At 59.2% G+C, this 21,422-nt stretch carries 17 protein-coding genes; 12 read left to right on the top strand and 5 right to left on the bottom strand.

What is annotated here, in order from left to right; all coding sequences use genetic code 11:
* Entirely contained in the window at positions 1-630 is a 630-nt protein-coding gene (locus tag I6E58_RS04500) for a DNA-directed RNA polymerase subunit beta (RefSeq protein WP_197130842.1), read from the top strand.
* Here the strand turns inward: I6E58_RS04500 and I6E58_RS04505 are convergent.
* From I6E58_RS04505 to I6E58_RS04520, 4 genes are read right to left on the bottom strand one after another with little or no spacing between them, the layout of a single operon-like run.
* Complete coding sequence (locus tag I6E58_RS04505) at positions 627-1,448, bottom strand: ABC transporter permease (protein ID WP_197130844.1); 822 nt, start codon at positions 1,446-1,448, stop codon at positions 627-629. The two genes, I6E58_RS04500 and I6E58_RS04505, sit on opposite strands and share 4 nt — an antisense overlap.
* The gene (locus tag I6E58_RS04510; protein ID WP_197130848.1) at positions 1,445-2,362 is read right to left on the bottom strand and encodes an ABC transporter permease; all 918 of its coding nucleotides are present in this window, start codon (positions 2,360-2,362) and stop codon (positions 1,445-1,447) included. Before I6E58_RS04510 ends, I6E58_RS04505 begins: the two co-directional genes overlap by 4 nt.
* A gap of 2 nt (positions 2,363-2,364) precedes the next feature.
* Complete coding sequence (locus I6E58_RS04515) at positions 2,365-3,546, bottom strand: ABC transporter ATP-binding protein (protein WP_197130870.1); 1,182 nt, start codon at positions 3,544-3,546, stop codon at positions 2,365-2,367.
* Positions 3,546-4,757 carry a PotD/PotF family extracellular solute-binding protein gene (locus tag I6E58_RS04520; RefSeq protein WP_197130873.1) on the bottom strand — a complete coding sequence of 404 codons (1,212 nt, stop codon included), beginning with the start codon at positions 4,755-4,757 and terminating at the stop codon, positions 3,546-3,548. Before I6E58_RS04520 ends, I6E58_RS04515 begins: the two co-directional genes overlap by 1 nt.
* 494 nt (positions 4,758-5,251) lie before the next feature.
* Here I6E58_RS04520 and I6E58_RS04525 point away from each other — a divergent pair, with 494 nt between their 5' ends.
* The 9 genes from I6E58_RS04525 (at position 5,252) to I6E58_RS04565 (ending at position 17,356) form a co-directional block, all read left to right on the top strand.
* Positions 5,252-5,860 carry a sigma-70 family RNA polymerase sigma factor gene (locus tag I6E58_RS04525; protein WP_197130876.1) on the top strand — a complete coding sequence of 203 codons (609 nt, stop codon included), beginning with the start codon at positions 5,252-5,254 and terminating at the stop codon, positions 5,858-5,860.
* Entirely contained in the window at positions 5,857-6,759 is a 903-nt protein-coding gene (locus tag I6E58_RS04530; RefSeq protein ID WP_197130879.1) for an anti-sigma factor domain-containing protein, read from the top strand. Before I6E58_RS04525 ends, I6E58_RS04530 begins: the two co-directional genes overlap by 4 nt.
* Before the next feature lie 48 nt (positions 6,760-6,807).
* A complete protein-coding gene (locus tag I6E58_RS04535) occupies positions 6,808-7,410 on the top strand; it encodes a hypothetical protein (protein ID WP_197130882.1) in 603 nt (200 codons plus the stop codon).
* Positions 7,411-7,519: 109 nt separating this feature from the next.
* Positions 7,520-8,092 (top strand): copper resistance CopC family protein, encoded by a 573-nt coding sequence (locus I6E58_RS04540; RefSeq protein WP_197130884.1) that lies wholly within the window; start codon positions 7,520-7,522, stop codon positions 8,090-8,092.
* 7 nt (positions 8,093-8,099) lie between these two features.
* Positions 8,100-8,684: a copper chaperone PCu(A)C gene (locus tag I6E58_RS04545; protein ID WP_197130887.1), complete on the top strand. Its 585-nt coding sequence runs from the start codon at positions 8,100-8,102 to the stop codon at positions 8,682-8,684.
* Positions 8,685-9,959, top strand: coding sequence for a Dyp-type peroxidase (locus tag I6E58_RS04550; protein WP_197130891.1), 1,275 nt, complete (start codon positions 8,685-8,687; stop codon positions 9,957-9,959).
* 740 nt (positions 9,960-10,699) lie between these two features.
* Positions 10,700-11,038 carry a hypothetical protein gene (locus tag I6E58_RS04555; protein ID WP_197130894.1) on the top strand — a complete coding sequence of 113 codons (339 nt, stop codon included), beginning with the start codon at positions 10,700-10,702 and terminating at the stop codon, positions 11,036-11,038.
* Positions 11,035-13,896, top strand: a complete 2,862-nt coding sequence (locus I6E58_RS04560; RefSeq protein ID WP_197130897.1) for a hypothetical protein — start codon at positions 11,035-11,037, stop codon at positions 13,894-13,896. The genes I6E58_RS04555 and I6E58_RS04560 overlap by 4 nt, the downstream gene beginning before the upstream one ends.
* Before the next feature lie 46 nt (positions 13,897-13,942).
* On the top strand, positions 13,943-17,356 hold the full coding sequence (locus I6E58_RS04565) for a tubulin-like doman-containing protein (protein WP_197130899.1): 3,414 nt from the start codon (positions 13,943-13,945) through the stop codon (positions 17,354-17,356).
* Between the two features lie 293 nt (positions 17,357-17,649).
* Here the strand turns inward: I6E58_RS04565 and I6E58_RS04570 are convergent, their stop codons facing one another.
* The gene (locus I6E58_RS04570) at positions 17,650-17,955 is read right to left on the bottom strand and encodes a hypothetical protein (protein WP_197130902.1); all 306 of its coding nucleotides are present in this window, start codon (positions 17,953-17,955) and stop codon (positions 17,650-17,652) included.
* On the opposite strand from I6E58_RS04570, the gene I6E58_RS04575 reads away from it, so the two are divergent.
* Entirely contained in the window at positions 17,950-20,598 is a 2,649-nt protein-coding gene (locus I6E58_RS04575; RefSeq protein WP_197130905.1) for a hypothetical protein, read from the top strand. The two genes, I6E58_RS04570 and I6E58_RS04575, sit on opposite strands and share 6 nt — an antisense overlap.
* Entirely contained in the window at positions 20,571-21,389 is an 819-nt protein-coding gene (locus I6E58_RS04580) for an HNH endonuclease family protein (RefSeq protein ID WP_197130908.1), read from the top strand. The genes I6E58_RS04575 and I6E58_RS04580 overlap by 28 nt, the downstream gene beginning before the upstream one ends.
* Positions 21,390-21,422 lie beyond the last annotated feature (33 nt).

The raw sequence follows: 21,422 nt of genomic DNA on the forward strand, positions 1-21,422 counted from the left end.
ATGGCAGAAAATTTCCATAAGCCCACGCAGTACTCGACAGATAAGTTTGACACATATGTTGGCGGAGAAGATCCGGCCCAAATAATGCGTGCAGCCCACGATACAGCCCATGCGCTGGTCGATGGCGCACGCAACACCGATGACCCTGCGGTCGTTGACCGCATCGTCGCCTACACCGACAAAAACGGCATTGATGCGCTCGCCGAGCTGTGGTCGCGATCGAGCCCCAGCAGCCTCCCGGGGGCCCTCTGGCGTATCTATTTGCTGCGGGCGGTCATCCAGCAGGATGCGGTGGGCACGAGCCTGCTCTTCCAACGCGGCATCGACACTCTCACCACGATCGATGCTGCCGTCACGGGAGCAGTGAATCCCACGGGCCCGAACGAGATTAAAGATCTGGCGGATCAGATTCTGCGCGGCCTTTTTCATGGCGACTTTGGGGTCGCGTTGGATCGCGCAGCATCCTTCAGCCGCATCCTGGCGTCAGGCTCGACGAGCGTGGCTGATGATCAGGAGCTCCTCAACCCCGAGCGTGCGAGCGAGCTCACGACGAGAGCCGCCCGCTATTCGCTCATGGCCCTAGAGTTCACGGCCTGCGCGAAACTATTTCGCGCAGGCTCTCTCGACTAGTTGACGCCGGCGTGGTGCAGCTTCTCGAGCCGTTTGGCTCGGGCAGCCCCGGAGACCTGAACTGTCACGACGACGATCAGGGCGAGAATGAAGACCGCTGAGGCAAGAACGTTCGCTTCCGCGGGGATGCCGCGCGCTGCCGACACCCAGATGTACTTCGGGAATGTCGACACGGCGCCGGAGTTGAAGTTCGTGATGATGAAGTCGTCAAACGACAACGCGAACGACAGCAGGGCGGCGGCCAAAATTCCGGGAAGCAGCAGCGGGAATGTGATGCGCAGAAAAACCTGAAGTGCTGAGCCGTAGAGGTCGCGACCGGCTTCTTCGAGCGCCGGGTCCAGACTTGCGACACGAGCTTTCACGGCCACGACCACAAAGCTGATGCAGAACATGGTGTGAGCCAGGATGATCGTCAGCATGTCCTTCGGAACGCCGATCGACAGGAACTGCGCGGCGAGGCCGGCACCCAATACAACTTCGGGCGTCGCCATCGGCAGAAACAAGAACAGGCTCAGTTGCGAGCGGAACTTGAACCGATACCGCACCATCGCGATGGCGATCATCGTGCCGAGGGTGGTCGCGAGCACTGTCGCAACAGCACCGATGAAGATGCTGTTGGCGAAAGCCTCGCAGACGGCACCGTTCTGCACGTTGCAGACGTTGAGCCACTTGTCGAGCGTGAAGCCGCGCCACGTGATGTTCGACTTCAGCGAATCGTTGAAGCTGTAGACAAAGGTGTAGCCGATGGGAATCATGAGGATCAGCAGCGCCAAGGCACTGTAGGCGGGCAGCACCCACTTGCCGATGGAGTTTTTCACAGCAGGTCCTCCGTTCCGGACTTCTTTACATAGAAGCTCACCATGACAAGAATGACGGCCATCAAGATGATTGAGAGGGCGGCGCCAGCGGGGAAGTTTTGCAGCACTAAGAAGTTCGCCTCAATCACGTTTCCCATCATTTGGGTGCCGGTGCCACCAAGAAACTCACGACTGGCGTTGATGTAGTCACCCGCGGCGGGGATGAACGTGAGCAGTGTTCCTGCCACGATTCCGGGCATCGAGAGCGGGATCGTCACCTTGCGGAAGACGTGGAAGGGGCTCGCATAGAGGTCGCTGCCCGCTTCGAGATAGCGAACGTCGAGTCGCTCCAGCGTCGTGTAGAGCGGCAGTGTCATAAAGGGAATGAAGTTGTAAGTGAGGCCAAAGATTACCGAAAACGCCGTGCCGGTGACGTGAGCATCCGGCGCGAGTAGCGACACCGCTTTGAGCGATGTCACGAGAAACGACTCATCGGCGAAGATTTGCTTCCATGCCAGCGTGCGCAGCAGAAAGCTGATGAAGAAGGGAGCCACGACCATGACGAGGGCGAGGCTCTGAATGAGCGGCCACCGCCGGGCCTTCACGCCGATGAAGTACGCCAGTGGGTAGCTAATGATGAGTGCGAAGAACGTCGCCGCAAGGGCGTATCCAAACGAGCGAAGAATGTGCGGCCAGTATGCGGTGATGACGTCGGTGTAGTTTTCCCAACGAAAGGCGTAGCTGAACTCTCCGATGTCGCCGAACTCTGCCGGCACTTTGAACGACGTCAGCAGCAGCGACACCAGTGGGGCGAGAAAGAACAGAACCAGATACAACAGGCCCGGCAGCAGCAGAAGCAGAGCAACGGGGCTCTTGCGCTTAGCGCTGTCAGCGGATGTCGGGGCAGCGGTGGTCGAGAATGCTGCGAATGCCATCGCTATGCACCCTCAAGGTTCCGCTGCGCCGCGATCGATTGGGTGTCGAAGTCGGCCGCGAAGCGCGGAGCATCCGCCGGATCATCGTCGAGACCAAATCCGTGGCCAACGCCCCAGCTCACCCAGACGGTGTCGCCGAGTTTCTCGTCAGAGCCAAAGGTCATGTTCTGGGCGAACACAATGATCGGGCCCACGCCACTGATCTCTACGAGATATTGCGTGCTCACGCCACTGAACGAGACGTCGGTGACGCGGCCGGGGCCCATTATGTTGACGTTGGAATCCTGGGCGGGTTCGGCAGTGTGGAGGGTCAATTTCTCAGGACGCACACCGATAGTGATTTCGCCCGTAGTGCGGTGGGCGCGGTCTATCGGAACGACAATTTTGTGTCCAGCAATATCAACAGCAACGCCCGCGCTTGTGGTGTTCACGACGGGACCGGTGAACAGATTGGACTGTCCGAGAAAGTTAGCCACAAACGATGTTCTCGGCAGCTCGTAGAGTTCTTGAGGCGCACCCATCTGTTCGATGCGACCCTTGTTCATCACGGCGATGGTGTCAGCCATGGTCATGGCCTCTTCCTGGTCGTGGGTGACGTGAAGGAATGTGAGGCCGACATCCTCTTGGATGGTCTTCAACTCAAGCTGCATTTGGCGACGCAGTTTGAGGTCGAGGGCTCCGAGGGGCTCGTCGAGCAGCAGTAGCGCAGGGCGGTTCACGATAGCGCGGGCCAGCGCCACTCGCTGCTGCTGGCCTCCCGACAACTGTTGCGGTCGGCGGCTCGCGAGATGATCGAGTTCGACGAGGCGAAGCACCTCGTGGGCTTTACCCAACGGGTCGGCCATTTTGCGACGGCGCAACCCGAAGGCCACGTTTTCGAGCACGGTCATATGCGGGAACAGGGCATAGCTCTGAAACACCGTGTTCACCGGGCGCTGAAACGACTTCTGATGAGTGACGTCAGAGCCGCCGAGCAAGATGCGTCCCGATGTGGGTGCTTCGAGGCCCGCTACGAGTCGCAACGTAGTCGTCTTGCCACAGCCCGAGGGGCCGAGCAGTGCAAAGAACGATCCTGCCGGGATGGTGAGGTTCAGTTCTTCAATCGCGGTGAAGCCGGGGAAGCGCTTATGGATCCCCACCAACTCGAGGTCGGCACCACTCTCAGCGAAGGTGTCTGTCGTCATTAAGCTGCACCGAGAACGACACTCTGGAAGGCAGTGTTGAACTTCTGCTCTTCTGAACTGTCGAGCTCGCGGAAGACGAATGCTCTCGAGAGCATCTCGTCATCCGGGAAAATCAGCTTGTTCTCGGCCAATTCTGGGTCGATAGCCATGGCTGCTTCTTTCGCGCCGACCACGGGAGTGATGTAGTTCACGTAGGCGGCGACCTCGGCTGCTACGGCGGGGTCGTAGTAGTAGTTGATCATTTCTTCTACGTTCGATTTTGCCGGGCTGCCGATCGGCACCATGAAGTTGTCGTTCCAGAGCGTTCCGCCTGCATCGGGAACGATGAAGTCCCACTTTTCACCGTTTTCCGCGTTGAGCTGCACGATGTCGCCAGACCACACGATCGCAGCAACAGTGTCGCCATTAACCAGGTCCTCTTTGTAGGAGTTGCCCTTGATGTTACGAATCTGGCCGTCAGAGACCTGCTTGGTGAACTCTTCGATGGCGGCGTTGAACTCGTCGTCGCCCCACTCGCCGGCAATATCGATCCCCTGGTCGAGCATGATGAGACCCATGGTGTCGCGCATCTCAGAAAGCACACCGACGCGCCCCTTGAGTTCGGGCTTCCACAGGTCAGATACAGACTCGATGCCGGCGGGGAGCAGTTCCTTGTTCCACGCGATGCCGGCAAAACCGCCCTGCCACGGGATGCTGAACTCGCGGCCGGGGTCGAAACCAACGTTCTGCAACGACGGCAGCAGGTTGTCGACGTTGGGCATCTTGCTGCGATCCATCTTCTGGCCGTATCCAAAGCGGATGAGACGGGTGGCCATCCAGTCGGTCAGACACATCACGTCGGCGCCGATGTCTTGACCCAGCGAAAGCTGATCCTTCACCTTGGCGTAATAGGTGTTGTTGTCGTCAACCGCTTCGGTGTATTCGACGGTGATGCCTGTTTGCGCTTCGAACGCGTCGATGGTGGGGTAGTTGCCCGCGTCATCCACGTCGACATAGAGGGCCCAGTTGTCCCAGCGGATGAGTTTGTCCGTGGCGCTGGTGTCGGTCGCTGCGGTGAGTTCCTTGGGATCGGCGGAGCAGGCGGCAAGAGCCAGCCCGGTTGCACCGATCGCAGCACCGCTGAGGAGGGTGCGCCGGTTCATCGTGGCGCTCTGCGCACGGCGAACCAGTTCGCGAATCATCGGATCAGCGGGTAGCGGCTTGGACTTCATGAGAGTGCTCCTAGCATTCGTGGCGCGAACTGTTCCCATCAGCGCTGAAGGGTTGACCGATAGTTGCACATATGAGCCGAAAAATCATCAAAAAATGTCGGAAACATCGGCTTTGCAATCTACTTGTCACGAAATCCGCACAAACCGGAAACAAACCAGACGTGGCGATGTCACTTCATGGAGGATGCACTCAGCAAGGATTTTGCTACACTTTTCATCGCCGGGCCACAGTAACCCCGGGCTCCAAAATTAGCCGCTTCGAGCGGCCCTGCGTCGTGAGGCGTTCTCTGTGGCTCGGCTTTTCTTCTGCCTCCGGCCATCGTCCGCGAACCAGGTCAACGGTTTCTGAATACCGACCAAACCCTTTGCGCAAGGGCACCGAATTACCCACCAGTGAAAGCAACTGACGACAACCAGCGTCGGCCCTGCATCCACTGACTGAAGATTCGCTGCTGAACCCTACGAACTGCGATGAAGGAGCACAGGAACCTGTCATGCTTGCCCTTATGTCTCGTGAAGCTGATGTCGGCGCAACGCCCGAAGATTCGGGCGTGCCTGCCACGAGCCCGCAAGACCTATTAGAGCGTGTCGCCGCTGGAGATCAGTCCGCATTTAGCGAACTGTACGACCAGATGGCCCCTCGAGTTTTTGGACTCGTCAAGAGGCTCCTGCGCGACCACTCGCAGTCCGAAGAAGTAACGCAAGAAATCTTCTTAGAGATTTGGCAAACCGCAACCCGATTCGATGCGAATAAGGGTGCAGCGGTGAGTTGGATTCTCACCATGGCACACCGCCGAACTGTTGACCGTGTGCGTGCATCGCAGTCGTCTCGCGACCGTGACGTTCGTATCGGCATCCGTGATCACAACCCGGACTACGATCACGTCTCAGAAACCATTGAAGTCCGACTCGAACACGAAAGGGTAGAGAAGGCCATGTCCCGACTGACTGAACTCCAGCGCCAAGCTGTCTCCCTTGCGTATTACGGCGGCTATAGCCACAGTGAGGTGGCGACCATGCTCAAGGTTCCCGTTGGCACTGTAAAAACCCGACTACGTGATGGAATGATCCGCTTACGCGACGAAATGGGGGTGGCATCATGAACGACCGCAACGACGACCTCGCCGCCCAGTCTGGCGCCTACGCTCTCAACGCGTTGAGCCCAGAAGAGCGCGAAGCATTCGAGAAGCACCTCGCTGCTTCCGACGAAACCCGCACCGAAACCACCGAGTTGTCTGACACGGCGGTGGCGCTCGGAATGGCCATTGACCCGGTCACGCCGCCTCCTGCCCTCAAGGCAAACCTCATGGCGATGATTGCGCAGACTCCGCAATTGCCGCGCGAGGCAGACGTCGCCGTGGTTGCTGATGATGCTTCGAGCAGCGTGGATGTCGCATCCACGCCCCTCGCTACCGTCACGCCCTTGGCTGCCTCGGTTTCGCTCGCGGCTGACGACTCGGCTGAGCAGTCAAGCACTTCGGCGGCTGCCCCGGCATCCCCCGCGGAGCGCAAGGCTCAGGCCCGCTGGTTCACGCGTCCGGCGACTGCGTTGGCGGCTGTCGCCGCTGCGGTGGCGCTCATCGTCACCGGTGGCGTTGTTGCCGATTCCATCGGCCGCACGTCAATCGAGCAATCCAGCTTCGCGGCTGGTCAGGCAGACCAACTGGCGGCAATCAATGCCGCCAGCGACTCGCAACGACTCGTTTCCACTGTTGCGGGGGGCGCCACGGCGACCTTCGTGTGGTCGGGAGAACTCGCGTCATCCGCTGTCATCGTGGATGGTCTTGAGGCTTTGCCCGCCGACCAGGTCTATGAGCTCTGGTACATCGACGAGGCGGGCGCTCGCCCGGCCGGCCTCATGAATGCGGCTGACGATGGCCCCACCTGGCGTGTGCTCGATGGCGATATGGCTATCGGTGATGTTGTGGGTGTCACGATCGAGCCCAAGGGCGGCTCTGATGCGCCAACCACCGACCCGATTGTGGTCTTCGAAAGCGCGTAAACTAGTGTCGAGCCTCGGAGGCGAGGCTCGACTACCTAGGGAGTAATCATGATCGGCAGGGGAACCCAAGTTCTCCGCGCGCTGATCGTCGCTGCCTTCTCGGTTTTTATCGCCGCTACCGCCCACATTTTTGGCGGCGGCAGCGCCCCCAGCTGGGTAGCTCTCGTTCTTGCCCTCACGTTCGCCGCGCTCATCAGCATCCCGCTCGTCGGTAAGCGGATGTCGCTGACCCGCGTAGCGGTGGCGGTCACGATTGCTCAAACCTTCTTCCATACCGTTTTCGCGGTCATCGGCAATCCCGCTAACGTCGTTGCCCAGTCCGTCGGGCACCACGACGTCGCCTTCTCGGCGGCCACCGGGGCGATCAACCACGGAGCGCACGGCGCCGGTGCCATGACCGCCGGCCACATCATCGCGGGCATCATCACGATCGTGGCCCTGCGCCAAGGCGTCACCGCTCTCGGTTCGATCGCCGCGAGCGCTGGCCGCCAACTTCGCCGACTTTTTTCGCTGCAGGGAATTCCCGTCGTTATCCGACGCACGGTGGAGGCAAGCGCCGTCTGTCGTGACGACATCACCGCAACGCTGCAGTCGTTACGTTCCGTTGTCAGCCTGAGAGGGCCACCGACCGTCAGCGCGGTCTTCTCCTAAACCCTCTCTGCAGTGCGGTGGTCTTGTGCTGCCCCTGCCCACTCGCACGCGCCTGTCGTGATGGCACGGCGCGCGCTTCCGCTATGACAACGGAAAGCTGACAACTCAGATGACGTATCTGCGTACTTGTACGCGCGTACTCGGGGGAGCGCTTCTTGCTGCTCTGCTCGTGTTCGCATTACCTCAGGCGGCGTTCGCTCATGATCAGATCATCGAGCAGACTCCGAATGAGAGCGAGGTGCTTGAGATCGCGCCCACCGAGATCACTCTCGAATTTACGGGTGAACTGATGGACATCACTCAACTCGCCATGGTGGTGGATGCCGACGGCACCGACTGGGTCAGCGGACCCATGCAGGTGACGAGACGCACCGCCGTGCAACCGCTGCTTCCCGACCTGCCCGATGGCAGCTATCAGGTGCGGTGGCGTGTGGTGTCGAGCGACGGCCACCCGATTTCGGGCAGCTTCGAATTCGCGGTTGGTCAGGAGACTCCGGGGGCCACTTTTGGGCTCGACGAGGAAGCCTTGGCTGAGAATGACGCGGCGACAACCACTGCAGAAAATTCGACACCGAGCTTAAGTCCGCTCGTTGTTACCAGTTTCATCGGTGCCGGAATTGGCATCGCCCTTTTTGCTGGAGTCATCGCAGCGCGATGGTTCTGGATTCGACGAAAGCACTAATACCGAAATGTTTCGTACTACACGCACCAAGAAAACCTTCAGCCTGATCGCAGTACTCGCAGTACTCGCAGCAGGAGCGCTCGCTCTCGCTGGATGCTCGACAACGGCATCCACTGACAGCGAGTCCGACGACATGGAGTCGATGGCGACCACGCTCACGACCTCTGACACCTGGGTCAAGGCGATCGACAGCGGTATGACGGCTGCGTTCGGCATGGTCGAGAACCCCACCGATGCCGACATCACGATCGTATCGGCGACCACCAGTGCGTCTGACATGACCGAGCTTCACGAGACGCTCGAGAACGAGTCGGGCGACATGGTTATGCAGCCGATCGAAGGCGGTTTCACTGTTCCGGCAGGCGGAATGCTCATGCTGGAGCCCGGTGGAAACCACATCATGATCATGGGCGTCACCGACCCAATCCTTGCGGGCGACGACGTCACCGTCACGCTCACGCTCGACGACGGCAGCACCGTCGAGTTCACTGCTCCCGCCAAGGACTACTCGGGAGCCAACGAGAACTACGAAGGCGACGATGACATGGACGACGGCGACATGGACCACGATGACATGGAGATGAACGAATAAGTGTCTGAACCAATAGAGCCCGACACTTCGCGTCGGCTCTCGCGGCGGCACCTCCTCTGGGGCGGTGCCGCCGCGGCGGGCGTCGGCGCGGCAACAGCAGCCGGAGTGAGCATCGCTGGCGACGCTTCGGGTTCGGTCGCGCCGACGAACGCCGGTGAGGGTTCCCAGCCCGGCAGCACCGCGGAGTTCACTCCGCAAGAGGCCTTCGAGGGCGCGGTGCCTTTTTACGGCGTGCACCAGGCCGGAATCGAAACGCCGGCGCAGTCCAACGCCGTGTTCATTGCGCTCGATCTGCGTGACGATGTCGATGCCGCTAGTCTGCGGAGGCTGATGGGAGTGCTGACGGATGACGCGGCTCGCCTCACAGCGGGCCAGCCCGCTTTGGCTGACTCCGAGCCCGAGCTCGCGGTCATCCCGGCGCAGCTCACGGTCACTTTTGGCTTCGGGCCGCGCGTGGTGGCGCTCGCCGGAAAGTCCGCGCCAGACTGGCTGGGCCCGCTACCCGCCTTCGGCATCGACCAGCTCGACCCGGCGTATTGCGACGGCGACCTGCTTCTCCAAATTGCTGCCAACGATCCGCTGACGGTGACCCACACCGCGCGCATGCTGCTGAAGGACGCACGCAGCTTTGCTCTGCCGCGGTGGTCGCAGAGCGGTTTTCGACGCGCTGCGGGAGCCGAGAACCCGGCGGCCACCATGCGCAACCTCTTTGGCCAGCTCGATGGAACCGGCAATCCCTCGCCCGGTACCACCGAGTTCAACGAGGCCGTCTGGAGCACCGACGTTCCGGAGTGGCTGGAGGGCGGCACGAGCTTCGTGCTGCGTCGCATCGTCATGGACCTCGATGGCTGGGACAAGATCGACCGCCTGGGCCGCGAGGAGACCATCGGTCGTACCCTCGACACCGGAGCGCCCCTCACCGGCACCGTGGAGGGCGATGAGCCCGATCTGGAGGCGAAGGACAGGCTCGGGTTCCCTGTTATCCCCGCGTTCGCGCACGTTCGTCGGGCCAAGGAGCACGAGGCTGCGAACAAGATGTTCCGTCGGGGCTATAACTACGACGACATCGTGCTGGCGGGCGCCGAGAGCGTCTCCAACTCGGGGCTGCTCTTTGCGGCGTTCCAGGCGGATGTCGATAAACAGTTCGTGCCCGTGCAGAAAGCCCTCGACACCCTTGACCTCCTCAATACCTGGACCAAGCCCGTCGGTTCAGCGGTCTTCGCGATCCCGCCCGGCTGCCAGCCTGGCGGCTACATCGGGGACACGCTCTTCTAAAGAGCAAAATCAGAAGAGTTCGAAGTCTCGTGGTGAGCTTTATCGGGCTCGCAAAAGTGGTCTACCGAACTGCTGTCGATCTGTCACCTTCCCCCCAGTTTGGGTGGAAGGGTGCCTGCGCTCCTCACCGTGCGAAAGTCGCTCAGAGGTAGCTGCCCGCGCTCGTGGCGATCTGTCAAAGCATGTGTCCGGAGAGGGTCTTCGTCCCTGTTCGCGCCAGGGATGTGCGTGGTGCCTCTCTCTGCGAGCCTGACCCGGGCTGAATCCGAATTGCATGTTTGATCGGGTATTTTATCCACTGCATTTTGTCGGTGACTTCCGGATTTCGTGGCGCCGAGAGCGGGAAGTGTCGCGCGAAACCGTGCTCACACTGCATTTCTGGGGCCGCCGTAAGCGCACACTCTGAGTGCTTTTGTGCGCCTCGAGCGGTACCTCTTATGTCGCCCAAGTTAGCGATCCCGGTCGATTTGGGGGTAATCAGAGGCACGTGGAATGTCCGAGCGCACTGCTAATGTTCAAAAAGCTTAGAGCCTCTCAGGAAGCGCTGAGCTGCGTGTGACCTACGCCCGAGTCGCTTGAGTTTCTTGAGCGCGCTGAGAACGAGAACAGCCTGTTTTGCGGAGCAGATTTACGGAGGTGAGAGCCGATTGAGCAGTAGTGCAAGGTTGTCTTCTGCCAGAAAGCGCCCGCCTGTTTCTGCCTACACGAGTGCGAGCCCCGCACCGTTGCTTTCGGGAGCTGTGTCCGTTCTGTTGAGCGCAGTTCTTGTCGTGATCTCCTTGAAAATAGCTAGCCCCGCGAGCGTTCTTGGAATTAGCTTGCCGATGGTGCGCAGCACCGATTGGCTCCTGAGCTTCTCTGGATACCTCCTCACTCCGATGCTCGTTACTGTCGCGCTTGGTTGGGATCGCATCGCGCAACGGCGCGGTGCTCGCGACCGCAACTTTATTCTGAAGCCCCAATTTGGCTCATGGTTGAGAACCCTCGTTATCGTCGGTTTTGTGCTCTCGCTGTGGCACATCCTTAATTTGGCCCGCATCGTTGCGGGAGTGCTTACCGACGCGTGGGGCCTCGGATGATGCGCCGACTTCTCGGGGTCGCGGTGGCCGCAGTGTTAGCGGTCGGGCTTAGCGTCGTGCCGTCCCAACATGCTGACGCGATTGACCAGTTAGGTGCGAGCTTGTCGCCGACCGGCAACCTCGCCGTGCAGGATCTCCGCGAGTGCTTGAGTTCTAATCCGGCTGGCGCCCTCGATGTCTACTACTTGATCGATGCTTCGGGGAGCCTATTCGGCGCTGACGGCACCGACCCGAGTTTCGCACGAGCGGAGATACTTCAGAACAGCTTGGTGCAGCTTGCTCAGCTGAGCACTAGTTTCTCTGTGCAGTATGCCGCAGGTTTTTTCGGAACCACCTTCGTGCAGCCGACGGGTTGGCATTCAGTTGCGACTGACGAAACAGGTGGGGCGCTGAAGCGTGAGATCAAAGAGCAAAAAGATGGCTTGGGGTGGACTGACTGGCAATTAGGAATTGAGAGCGCGCAGTCTGCGCTCGCAGCGCAAAAAAAGGTTTCCGAAGGCTGTCAGATGATTATCTGGCTGACTGATGGGGGAATCAATCTCGGCGACGATAAACCGCTGGCTACAGATTCCGCGATTAACACGCTTTGTGGTGCGCAGGTTCAGGAAAAGGGCAGCGCTCCCGCTCTCGGTCTTGGTCAATTTGATGCTTTGCGCAGCGCAAACGTCAGCGTTTTTGGAACTTTGTTGAGCGTTGGAAACTCGATCAACTCATCCGATTTGTGGAAAATCCCGCTTATGCAGTCGATGGTTGAGGGAACATCACCGGGTTCGGATGCAGTCTGCGGTGAAGTTCCTGTGCCGCAAAGCTATTCGAATGGGGCGTTCATTCAAGCGACGGACACGACGCAGCTTTCTCGAGTGTTCTTGGGCCTCAGCGAGTCCATCGGCGGTGGGGCGTACGCTGAAATCGACGCCGAGGGACATTTTCAAGTCGATCCAGGAGTTGCGGGTTTTTCGCTCATCTCCGCTGACGGCGGTACTTGGAGCCTGACACCCCCGGGCTCCAGCGAACCTCTAGTGAGTAACGACCACTCGTCTGAAGACGCGCTGAGCGTGACGACATCGGCTGGCGCGCTTCTGATCAAATGGCCGACCACAGGAAAGGCGCCAGATTCAGGACAGTGGACGTTCGTCTCTAGCGAAGATCCCTATCCTGAGCTCTTGAGGTTCAGCGGTCTGAGTATCGAATTGGATTCGTTGTCGTCAATTGTCGCGCAATCTCCTACGTCTATCGCGGGCACGATCATGCGGCCGAGCGGTGAGCCCCTCGGCCTCCACAACTACAACTACTCGCTCACTCTCTTCAAGCGCGTCGCGGGAAGTGCATCGCTGACAGAGATCGCTACGGTCGACGCAGATGTGAACTCGGGCGAGTTTGCTTACGAATACACAGACCTCGGACCGGAGGGTAAATACGACATCGTCGCCAGCGTTACTGGGCTGACAACCACGACCACAGCTCTGGGGCTTGAAGACTTCTCCACGTCATTCCCCGTGACAGTTGAAGTACCGGAGAATTTCCCCACCATTGGCGCTCAGCCGATTATGTCGGGCCTCGTCGGGTCCTCGGGTGAGTCCACCGGCCAATTTACGATTGAGGCGCCAGCAGACGGGTCGGCTGGTCAAGCATGTTTCACCGAGGCACCCATTCCAGACGATTCACCCGACGCGGATCGAGCCTCGACGTGGGCTACCTCGTGGTCGATCGCCGGAGCTGAGATTGAATTCCCTAGCTGTATTGAAATCGAGGCCGGGAGCACAAACACGGTTGATGTCGCTCTGAGCAATTCGACTCCCGCAAACAGCACCGTGCGGGCGACCTTGACGATCGCCATGAAGTCTACCCAAGATACGACGCTGAATCAGAGCGTCGAGCTCACGGCGGTATCTACTCAACCCGTTAACGCCGCGATCTTGTGGTGGATGATCGTCCTCCTCATTCTCTTAGGGATTCTTCTCCCGTTGGGGCTGCTCTATTTCGTCAACTACGTGTCAGCCAAAATCGGGTACGGGGCGAAGCTGCAACGAGCGAGCTTTCCCGTAACGGTGTCCCCAGACGGCACGATAAGTAGTCGTAACGGTGCGAATCTGCGCGGCGCTGATGTCGGTACTGATGATTTCAAGTTTCAAGCACCACGGGAAGACGCGCGGAGCTTCCTCGACGCTGATCTCGGAACGCTGAAAGCGATGTCCCCAGTAAACCCCTTCGGCGAAGTTGCCTACGTGGTCACTCCCGCGGCAGGTCGCGTGGTTTTCGTGCTTGGCAAGACAGGCACGCGCCCGTCCAAGCGGGGGTTCCTTACCGGTCGAAAGGCCACTTTTAACGGACACATGAGCGATCTCGCCGCTGTGGTGGTGAGCGAGACGGAACATGTCGCGAAGGGTGGGGGATCTGCTATCAACGGCACCCTCGTCGTGTATGCGAAATCCCCGGGCGCGGGCCACAACGGTTACTCCGCACGAATGGCAGAAGTACTCAGTGCAAGCAAGCTGCGCGCAGCCATGGCTAATTCACGAGAAGCAATTCGAATCGAACAGGCCGCGGAGCAGCCCAAGGGGCGTAGCGCCTCGACGGTACCGTCAAACGCAGCGGCTCTGCTTCAGAAGGATGTTCCGGCGGCCGCAAGCAAAACACAACGGGATTCAGCGACTCCGCCTCCTCCGCTTAAGAAACGAGTGTCTTCGACACCCACCCCACCTTCCCCGGGGGGAACCGGTGTTGCGCCACGCGCAGGTCGATCGACGCCGAAAGCTCCCGCTAAGGGTCGAAACGGAACACCTCCACCACAGTCCCCGGGCGGATCGGGCATGCCCCCGCCACCCCCGCCACCCCCGCCTCCTCCGCGACGCAAATAATCTTCACTACCATCACCCGGCTCGTACGCACTACTAGGAGTAGACAATGCTCAGACCATTCCTCATCGTTGGCGTTGGAGGCTCAGGCGGAAAGACTTTGCGAGGTCTTCGCCACTCCCTCACCCTGCGGCTGCAGCAAGCAGGGTGGACCGAAGGCATCCCCGCAGCATGGCAGCTGCTTCATATCGACACGCCCCTGGCGCAAGATGGCGCGGACTATGCGCTTCCGTTCATGCCACCCGGTGACTACAAGGGACTCGTAGCGTCTGGCGCAGCCTACGACACTGTTTTCACGACCATCGCTGAGGGGAAGAAGATTCCCAACAGTGTTATTGACGACGTCAAGAGATTCTTACCTGACCCCAAACGCGTACCCGTTGACGTAACCAAGGGAGCCGGGCAATACCGCGCCGTCGGCCGCGCAGTTGTGCTCTCGAAGCTGGATACGATCGCCAAGAGCGCTCGCGAAGCGATCAACAAAATGTCGGATGCGTCCTCGGTCGCCCAACTGCAGTCGTTGGGCGAGTTGCTCGGCGCCAAGAACGAGGGCGGTGTGGTCGCGAACCCTACAGTGATCTTCGTATCCTCCATCGCCGGAGGATCTGGTGCGGGGCAGTACTTAGACGTAATCGAAGCCATCAAGTCCACTGCCAAATCTCAGCCGTGGGCCCACCAGTTCTTCAGCATCCTCTATGCGCCGGATGTATTTGACCAGATCAAGGGTGCAGCGGGCATCGCCAGTAATGCGCTCGCTACGATCTCAGAAACGATGTCAGGTTTCTGGACCCAGAACCCCTCGAACGCCACCATCGAGTTGTTCAAGAGTAAAGGCTTGAACCCGGCGTATGGCGGCGCGCGCGATCGAGTAGGCGCGGCTTACCCGTTCATCGTTGGTCGGCAAAACTCGAAGGTCTCGTTTGAGAACCAGGGCGAGGTTTACTCAGCCGTGGCGACCAGCCTCGCATCGTGGTTATCTGACGATAAGGTCCAAGACGATATTGATGCCTATGTCACAGGAAACTGGACTGCCAACGTAGGTGCTGGGGTCCTTCCCGACGAGACGCGTCTGATGCGGCCCATCGACCAGTCTCCTCCGTTCTCATCGCTCGGGTTTGGGCGCGTTTCGTTGGGACGCGAAAAATTCCTGGACTATGCCGCCGAGCGTTTCGCACGCTCTGGTATCGACCAAATGCTGTACGCGCACACTGAAGAAGATCCGAATTTCACGATTCGTACTCAAGACGAATGGATCGATCTCAAAGCCAGCCAAAGCTTGGAATCCTTTATCAAGGAAAGCGGTCTCGACGAAGAGACCGAAGAGCGCAACGATGTGATTGACGCGCTTCGAGCCGCCGATGCGCTCGCCGAGCTGTCGGCTGAATTCCGGTTTGATGTGCGTGACCGAGCAGCTGAATCAGGTTCGTTTGACAAAGCGGGTGGGCTGGACATCAACGAGTGGCAAGATCGCTTCGTTACGCTGTACAACGACCGCGCCGAGAGATATCTCACGAGGGACACCGCGAACCGTCAGCAGCGTCTCGACGAGTGGTTGACGCTTGCTCCCAGCCGGTTCACGGAGACGGTCGAGCGCGCGATTACGGTGCGCGGGCTCCCCGTGACGGTCGAGCTCCTGCGCAGACTGAGCGAGAGTGTTCGTAGTGCTTCTGACGGACTCAAATCCGAAGCGGACACGCGACGCCACTGGATTCAGCGACTTCCGGGAATGGTTACGGAGGCGCTCAGCCAATCGCCCAACCAAGATTCGATCCGGCCCGAGAGCGATGTCGTCGAAGCTGCGCTCGATCGCATCGAGCAGGCGCTCGATTGGGCGTCAGAAGCACGACTGCGCGACTGCGCTTCGCAGCTGCTCGCTGAGTTCCGGACCGATTTCCTAGAACCACTTCGCGTCTATCTGGCCGGCAGTCTCGAGGCGCTCCGTCTCCAAGTCGGTCAGCAAGTGCTCAGCGACGGTCGAGAAAACGAATACGATTTCTGGCCGCGCCGCAAAGACCACACCGTTCCTCGAAAGTTCCGCCCGGCTCCGAACGAACGACTATTAGTGCCGCACACCGATTACCCGACCGAGTTCGAGGACCTCGTAATTTCGACGTCGACTGAGGCGCGGTTCGATGATGCAATGAACGAGGTCGTTACAGACGTCTTGGTCGGTCCTTCCAAAGCGCAAATCGCGGACCCAAAGGTTCGTTGGGCCCTCATAGACGTCCCGCGTACGTGGCGACCAGCTGTGACCGCAGAGACCAGCCAGAAGGTCGCCACGATCCAGAAGCCGACGTTCGACTTTGCGTCGGATCCAGAAGTGTATGCGGACCGCGCCAAGCGGTGGATGCTGCGCCAGGGCACGGCTTTTGAGGCGTATATTACGCAAGATCTGCGAGGGTTCTTTGACAAGGACCACCTCAGTCCCAAGGTCTATAACGAGCGCAAGAGCAACTACCGCGAAGAATTGACCGCGGCACTCGGCAGCGCCGAGCCTTTGGTGAAGCTCAACCCGACCCTGTTGGCAATCGTGCATAACAAAGCGATCGGAGAGGGCACGCGACTCGTTTTCAGCTCGATCCCCTTCGCTGAGGGCACCGAGATGTATACGATCACGAAGTCGATCCTGACGGCACAGGGGGTCTGGGACGACAACACTTCCCGCGGGTGGTTCCGCGACGCGAAGGTCGATTCGATCGAAGTCTTCGCCATGTCAGGATTCCCGTACCAGCCGATCGTGATGGACTCAGTAATGCAGCCCATCGCGCGGGGGTGGCTTGGAGAATCGAATGGCGAGGACAGTCGGGCCGCTATGTGGAAATGGAAGCGGGCCCGGTTGCTCCGTGAAGCCGCTCCCGTCGATCCGCAGGTGTTCGACTCAATGTTGCGTGGTTGGTACGTTGCTAAAGCGCTGAGCCAGTTGCAAGTCGATAGTTCCAACGAAGTTCAGGGGCCCGAACTCAAGGTCTGGGACGGTGACAAAAATAGCTGGGCGGCGTTCCCGCATCCGTTGCTGTTCGGTGGATTCGCTCCAGCGTATGACTTCCCCGGAATTGTTATGGAGTCGCTGTCTATCGCTCTCGTGCTGTGTAACAGCGAAGTTTCGCTAGAGCCTCTTCGGGCGTACCACGTGCTTCTTGACTTGGGCGCGCGCGAGAGTGAAGCATCGAAGACTTTGGTGTCGTGGATTCGAAACGGCGCCATGATGTCGGATCGCAGTCCCGAACCGGCTCCCGAACGTGCGGGCGATGCTGACGGAAGTATCGGCGATCGAAAAACTCGTCTTATCGAGTTCTTCGACAACGAAATCGCTGAATTCACCGAGGAAGTCGCTTCCCCTGATGACCGGACATCCGTCTATAAGTATCCCGTTAGCTGGGAGATTCGGAACGAAATTTTGGAAGCTCTTAGTTCGTTGCGGGATTCAGTTGCTGAGACCAAAGCGGAGAAATCGGGAGTCTGATTGTGGCATCGACTTTTTGGCCGAAGGGCTCAGTAAGCGTCATCCTTTTGCCGAGTGGCGAACAAGGAGACGAGGTCCTCAAGGCTGTTCGAGATTGGACGCAGGCCGGGCTGCTTTCGCCTGCGCTGTGGGTCCGTCCCGAGGTAGTGGTGGTTAAAGAAGGTGCCCCTCCGCGAATTCCTGCGCTCCTCATCGCTCATTCAGCGAATGGCGACCTTGTCGAGGTCGAGCGCGACCTATTCGAAACACTGGCGCAGGAATCGATGAGTCTCGTGCGGATGGTCAAGTTGAGATCAGTGCAAGTTGATCGGCAGCTTGATGGGCTGCAGGATGCCATCAGCAGGGAGGTGCAGTCGTATGTCGGGCATGCGATGCCGCTGGTGAGCCCGAAGTCGAATAACGCCCGGGCTCGTGTCGACCTGGCGCGAATCACTCTGATTTGTGCACCGACGGAATTCGTCCTTGCTGATCGAGTCGCGTGGGGCGACGAAGACTCCAGCACTGTTCTCGTCGCTGCGCCCGAAGACCGCACGAGTCCATGGGCGGGCGACGCCTTCGTGCGAGATGACGAGCGATTTGTGGGCTTCGTGCTCATGCATCTTGCTACCGCGGCTGGATTGTGGACGAGCGCTCCCATAGGTACGCTCGAATTGTTCGACCGGGAGGCCTCCGCTTCAGAGAGCATTTGGATTCCGAGAGTCTTCGTCAGCGGCGTGTTGACAGATGGGCTGGCGCGAAAAGTTGCGGCTCGGGTCCTCGCTGACGCTGCAGATGCAAAATCTGCGCTGATCGACCCGCAAATGGGGATCCCGGCTGCAGGCACTGTCCCTATTCGCGATGAACTCGTGCAGCACTATATCCAACTGATGCTAAAGGCGAGCTTTGAGCTCGATGATGCTCGGCTTGAGTACAAGCCCTTTATAGCTGCGGCCGATGTCGATCCGCTGAGGATTGACAGCAAGCGTCAGCTCAGAGACTATTTTTCGTTTGTTAACGGAAAAGTGCTGCGCATCCCACATTGGTCGTTTATCTGGCTAAAAGCGCTGTTCTCTGGTTTTCTCAACCGCAACCTGCAAGGTAAGAGCGGGCGATATGTTGTGGGCGATCTTGAACGCCTAGACGCTCGTGACCAATCGTTGCTTGCTGCGCGCGATCGTGCTGCAGAGGTGGTGGCCCTGGCGAAGGGCAAAGAGCGCATGGTTTTGGAATCTACTCTTGTACATTCCACCCCTCGAGTTTGGGAGGGCATCCGTACCCTCATCTTTGGGTCGATAGATGCGAGTTCCGATCTGTCAGACAACGGATTCGCTCCTATCGAAGGAAAGATTCCGGTTTTCGGGCGCGTAGTTGACGTCGTTGCCGACCCGCGTGAAGTCTGGAAGCCAAAGAGCGCACGCGGACGGCAGATGTTCCCCACGGCCCTGGAATGGTCCACGGTGCGAAAGTCGCCTGAAGTACGCGATTCTTTCGTCGCGATCATTGACGATGCCACGTCGCTGATTGAAACCGCCGCGGCCGCCGCTATCGAGTGCGAAAAGAAGATCCGCGAAATTGGCGTCGAGGAGTCGGATTTGCGAAAGCAACTGCTCGGCAGCGGCGTGCTCAAATACAACAAGGCCGGCGAAGTTTACGTTCCGAAAAACGCCTCGACGGTGGCAGCGAAATTGGAACCAGAAGACAAGGACGAGGCTGAGTCCGGGGAACCAACCGCAGCCGCGATGCTTGAGCGTTATCGACAGATCCCGAATGAAGCAACTGGCTTCGATCGGGAGCTGCAAGAACACCTCGACACACGAATGTTTGAGACAGAGCGTCGTGACGAAACTACGCTCGAACTGGCTTCGTTCGATAGCTGGACGCTTGAACACTCGCACTCGTTCGAAAACCAGTTACTCGACAAATTGCAGAGCAATCGAGACCTCGCATCAGCACACACCAAGGGCTTCGAAAAGCAGCTCAGCGCGATAGAGGTTCCCCAAGCGGGCGAACTAGTTACTCTTCGTAAGCGTTTCCACCGGGTAGTCGCGCTGTGGGCTCTTATTCCTCTCACAATTGCTGGTTTGGTTTATTGGATGGCGTGGTCAACCAACGGTGATGACGCTGACTTCCGCCCGTGGAACCTAGTCATCTTCTTGGCGGTGGCGTGGTTGATTATCGTCATCGCAGCAATCAACATGGCCGGTAGTGAGTATTACCGCAAATGGTCAGCTTTCGAGCGGCGAGTGGATCTGATCACCAGCAGGGTTAACCAAGCCGAAGACGGTTGGGCTGGATCACGCAGGGAATGGGCGAGGCTCAAGAGCTTGCATGAGCAAGCTGCCGACTGGTTAGAAATTCTTGCTTCTGCACTGCACCACCCTTGGGCCGTGAACCCTGAACGACATCAACAATCGATCAGGACGCTAGAAAGCACGAACCTGCCTTTTGCAATGCATATCGCCAACGCGAATCCTTATAACGACGGCGCTGCGCATCGACTCGAACGGGACGCCGCGCCGACATTGCTTCGCAAGGGGTGGCGAGAGGAAGCCTTCCGCGATTTGCTCGACGAGATCGCGCGCGAAGTCGCGGTTTCCCCGCTCGCGATTGGCACTAACGCTCTGGATAACGACATCCCGTATGCAAGCAACAACTCGCGATCGATCGTCCGTTCGCACATGAACAAGCCCGAGATACTTGAGCGCGTTGCTGACCGACGAATCGCCAACTTGATCCTCGCGATTCAGCAGGATTCGATGACGGGCGGCGGCGTTGATGTTGTGCCGCTCACGACTGGACACTTTGATGGTCTGGCCGCTGATACTCACGGTGTTTCAGTAGACCGCACCGGCATCCAGTGGGATGCGCACCTAAGAGAGACGCTGGGAACGGCGACTGATGCGGTCCCGCCAATCAATCCTTTGGTGATTTCGTCGGTCTCGGTGCAGGCGGGCCACCACGAGGAACTCACCAGTTACGTGCTCGCGCCGGAGCGGCTGGCAGCTGGCTTCGATGCAACCACTGGCGAAGCGGTGAAGGTGATCGCCTACGACAACGCCTCGTCACCGTCCTTGGACCTCGTGGTACGTATCGATTTGGCGGGGCCAATTCCGATTGCGGCGTTGAACTTGTGGCGCGGCTCGTCAGGACGATCGTCGTCTTTGTTGGCAGCAGGAGAGAGCCCAACGTGCTCAACGTGTGGACGCGTTGACTGTCCTGGCGCCCAGAACCGGGCATGCAAGTTCGCCAGATCTGGGGTGTAATGGTGGCGAAGCTGGGGAACCCGGCGCTGCCTCGACCTCTTGAGATAGCCCTCGGCGTACTTGTGCCGACTCTCGTGTTTTCCGTTGGTATCCTGGGCTCGATAGGCCTCAATCTTGTCGGGCCTGCCGCAGCCCAGCCCGATGGAGCGAGCGAGAGTACGAGTACGAGTACTAGCGATCAGCCTGTCAGCAGCACCGCCACGGCAACCCCCACACCGGTGCAGGACCCACAGGCTGAAGCTGCGCTAGACCAGCTCGCGCAGCTAGCTGACGCGCCTGCCGGTTATCGAGACGGGTACGTGCGCGACTACTTCGGTCACGGCTGGATCGACACCGACCGCAATGGGTGTGACACTCGGAATGACATCCTTGATCGTGATCTAGAAGCGGTTATCTACAAGCCAAATACTCGGGATTGCGTGGTTCTCAGCGGGGAACTAGACGAGCTGTACACGGGAAAAACGATCAGTTTTCTTCGAGGGAATGAGACTTCCACGCTGGTGCAAATCGATCACATCGTGCCGCTGGGGTACTCCTGGCAAGTCGGGACAGCAACATGGCCGGAGGAGCAGCGAATTGCGTTCGCAAACGACCCTTCCAACCTGCTTGCAGCCGATGGCACGGCAAACCAAGTGAAATCGGCCAACGGCCCAGCGGACTGGATGCCGGATAACGAGGCTTTCCACTGCTCGTACATAGAGCGATTCGTCGGAGTCCTTTCTGACTACGCTCTCGCCATCAAGGCCGAGGATCGCATTGCGTCAGAGAGAGTGTTGCGTTCCTGCGTCTAGGAAGCCAGGAACACAGCGTACTCAGGCAGCTCG

The sequence above is a fragment of the Salinibacterium sp. SWN1162 genome (assembly GCF_015864675.1).
In the GTDB taxonomy this organism is placed as follows: Bacteria; Actinomycetota; Actinomycetes; order Actinomycetales; family Microbacteriaceae; genus Rhodoglobus.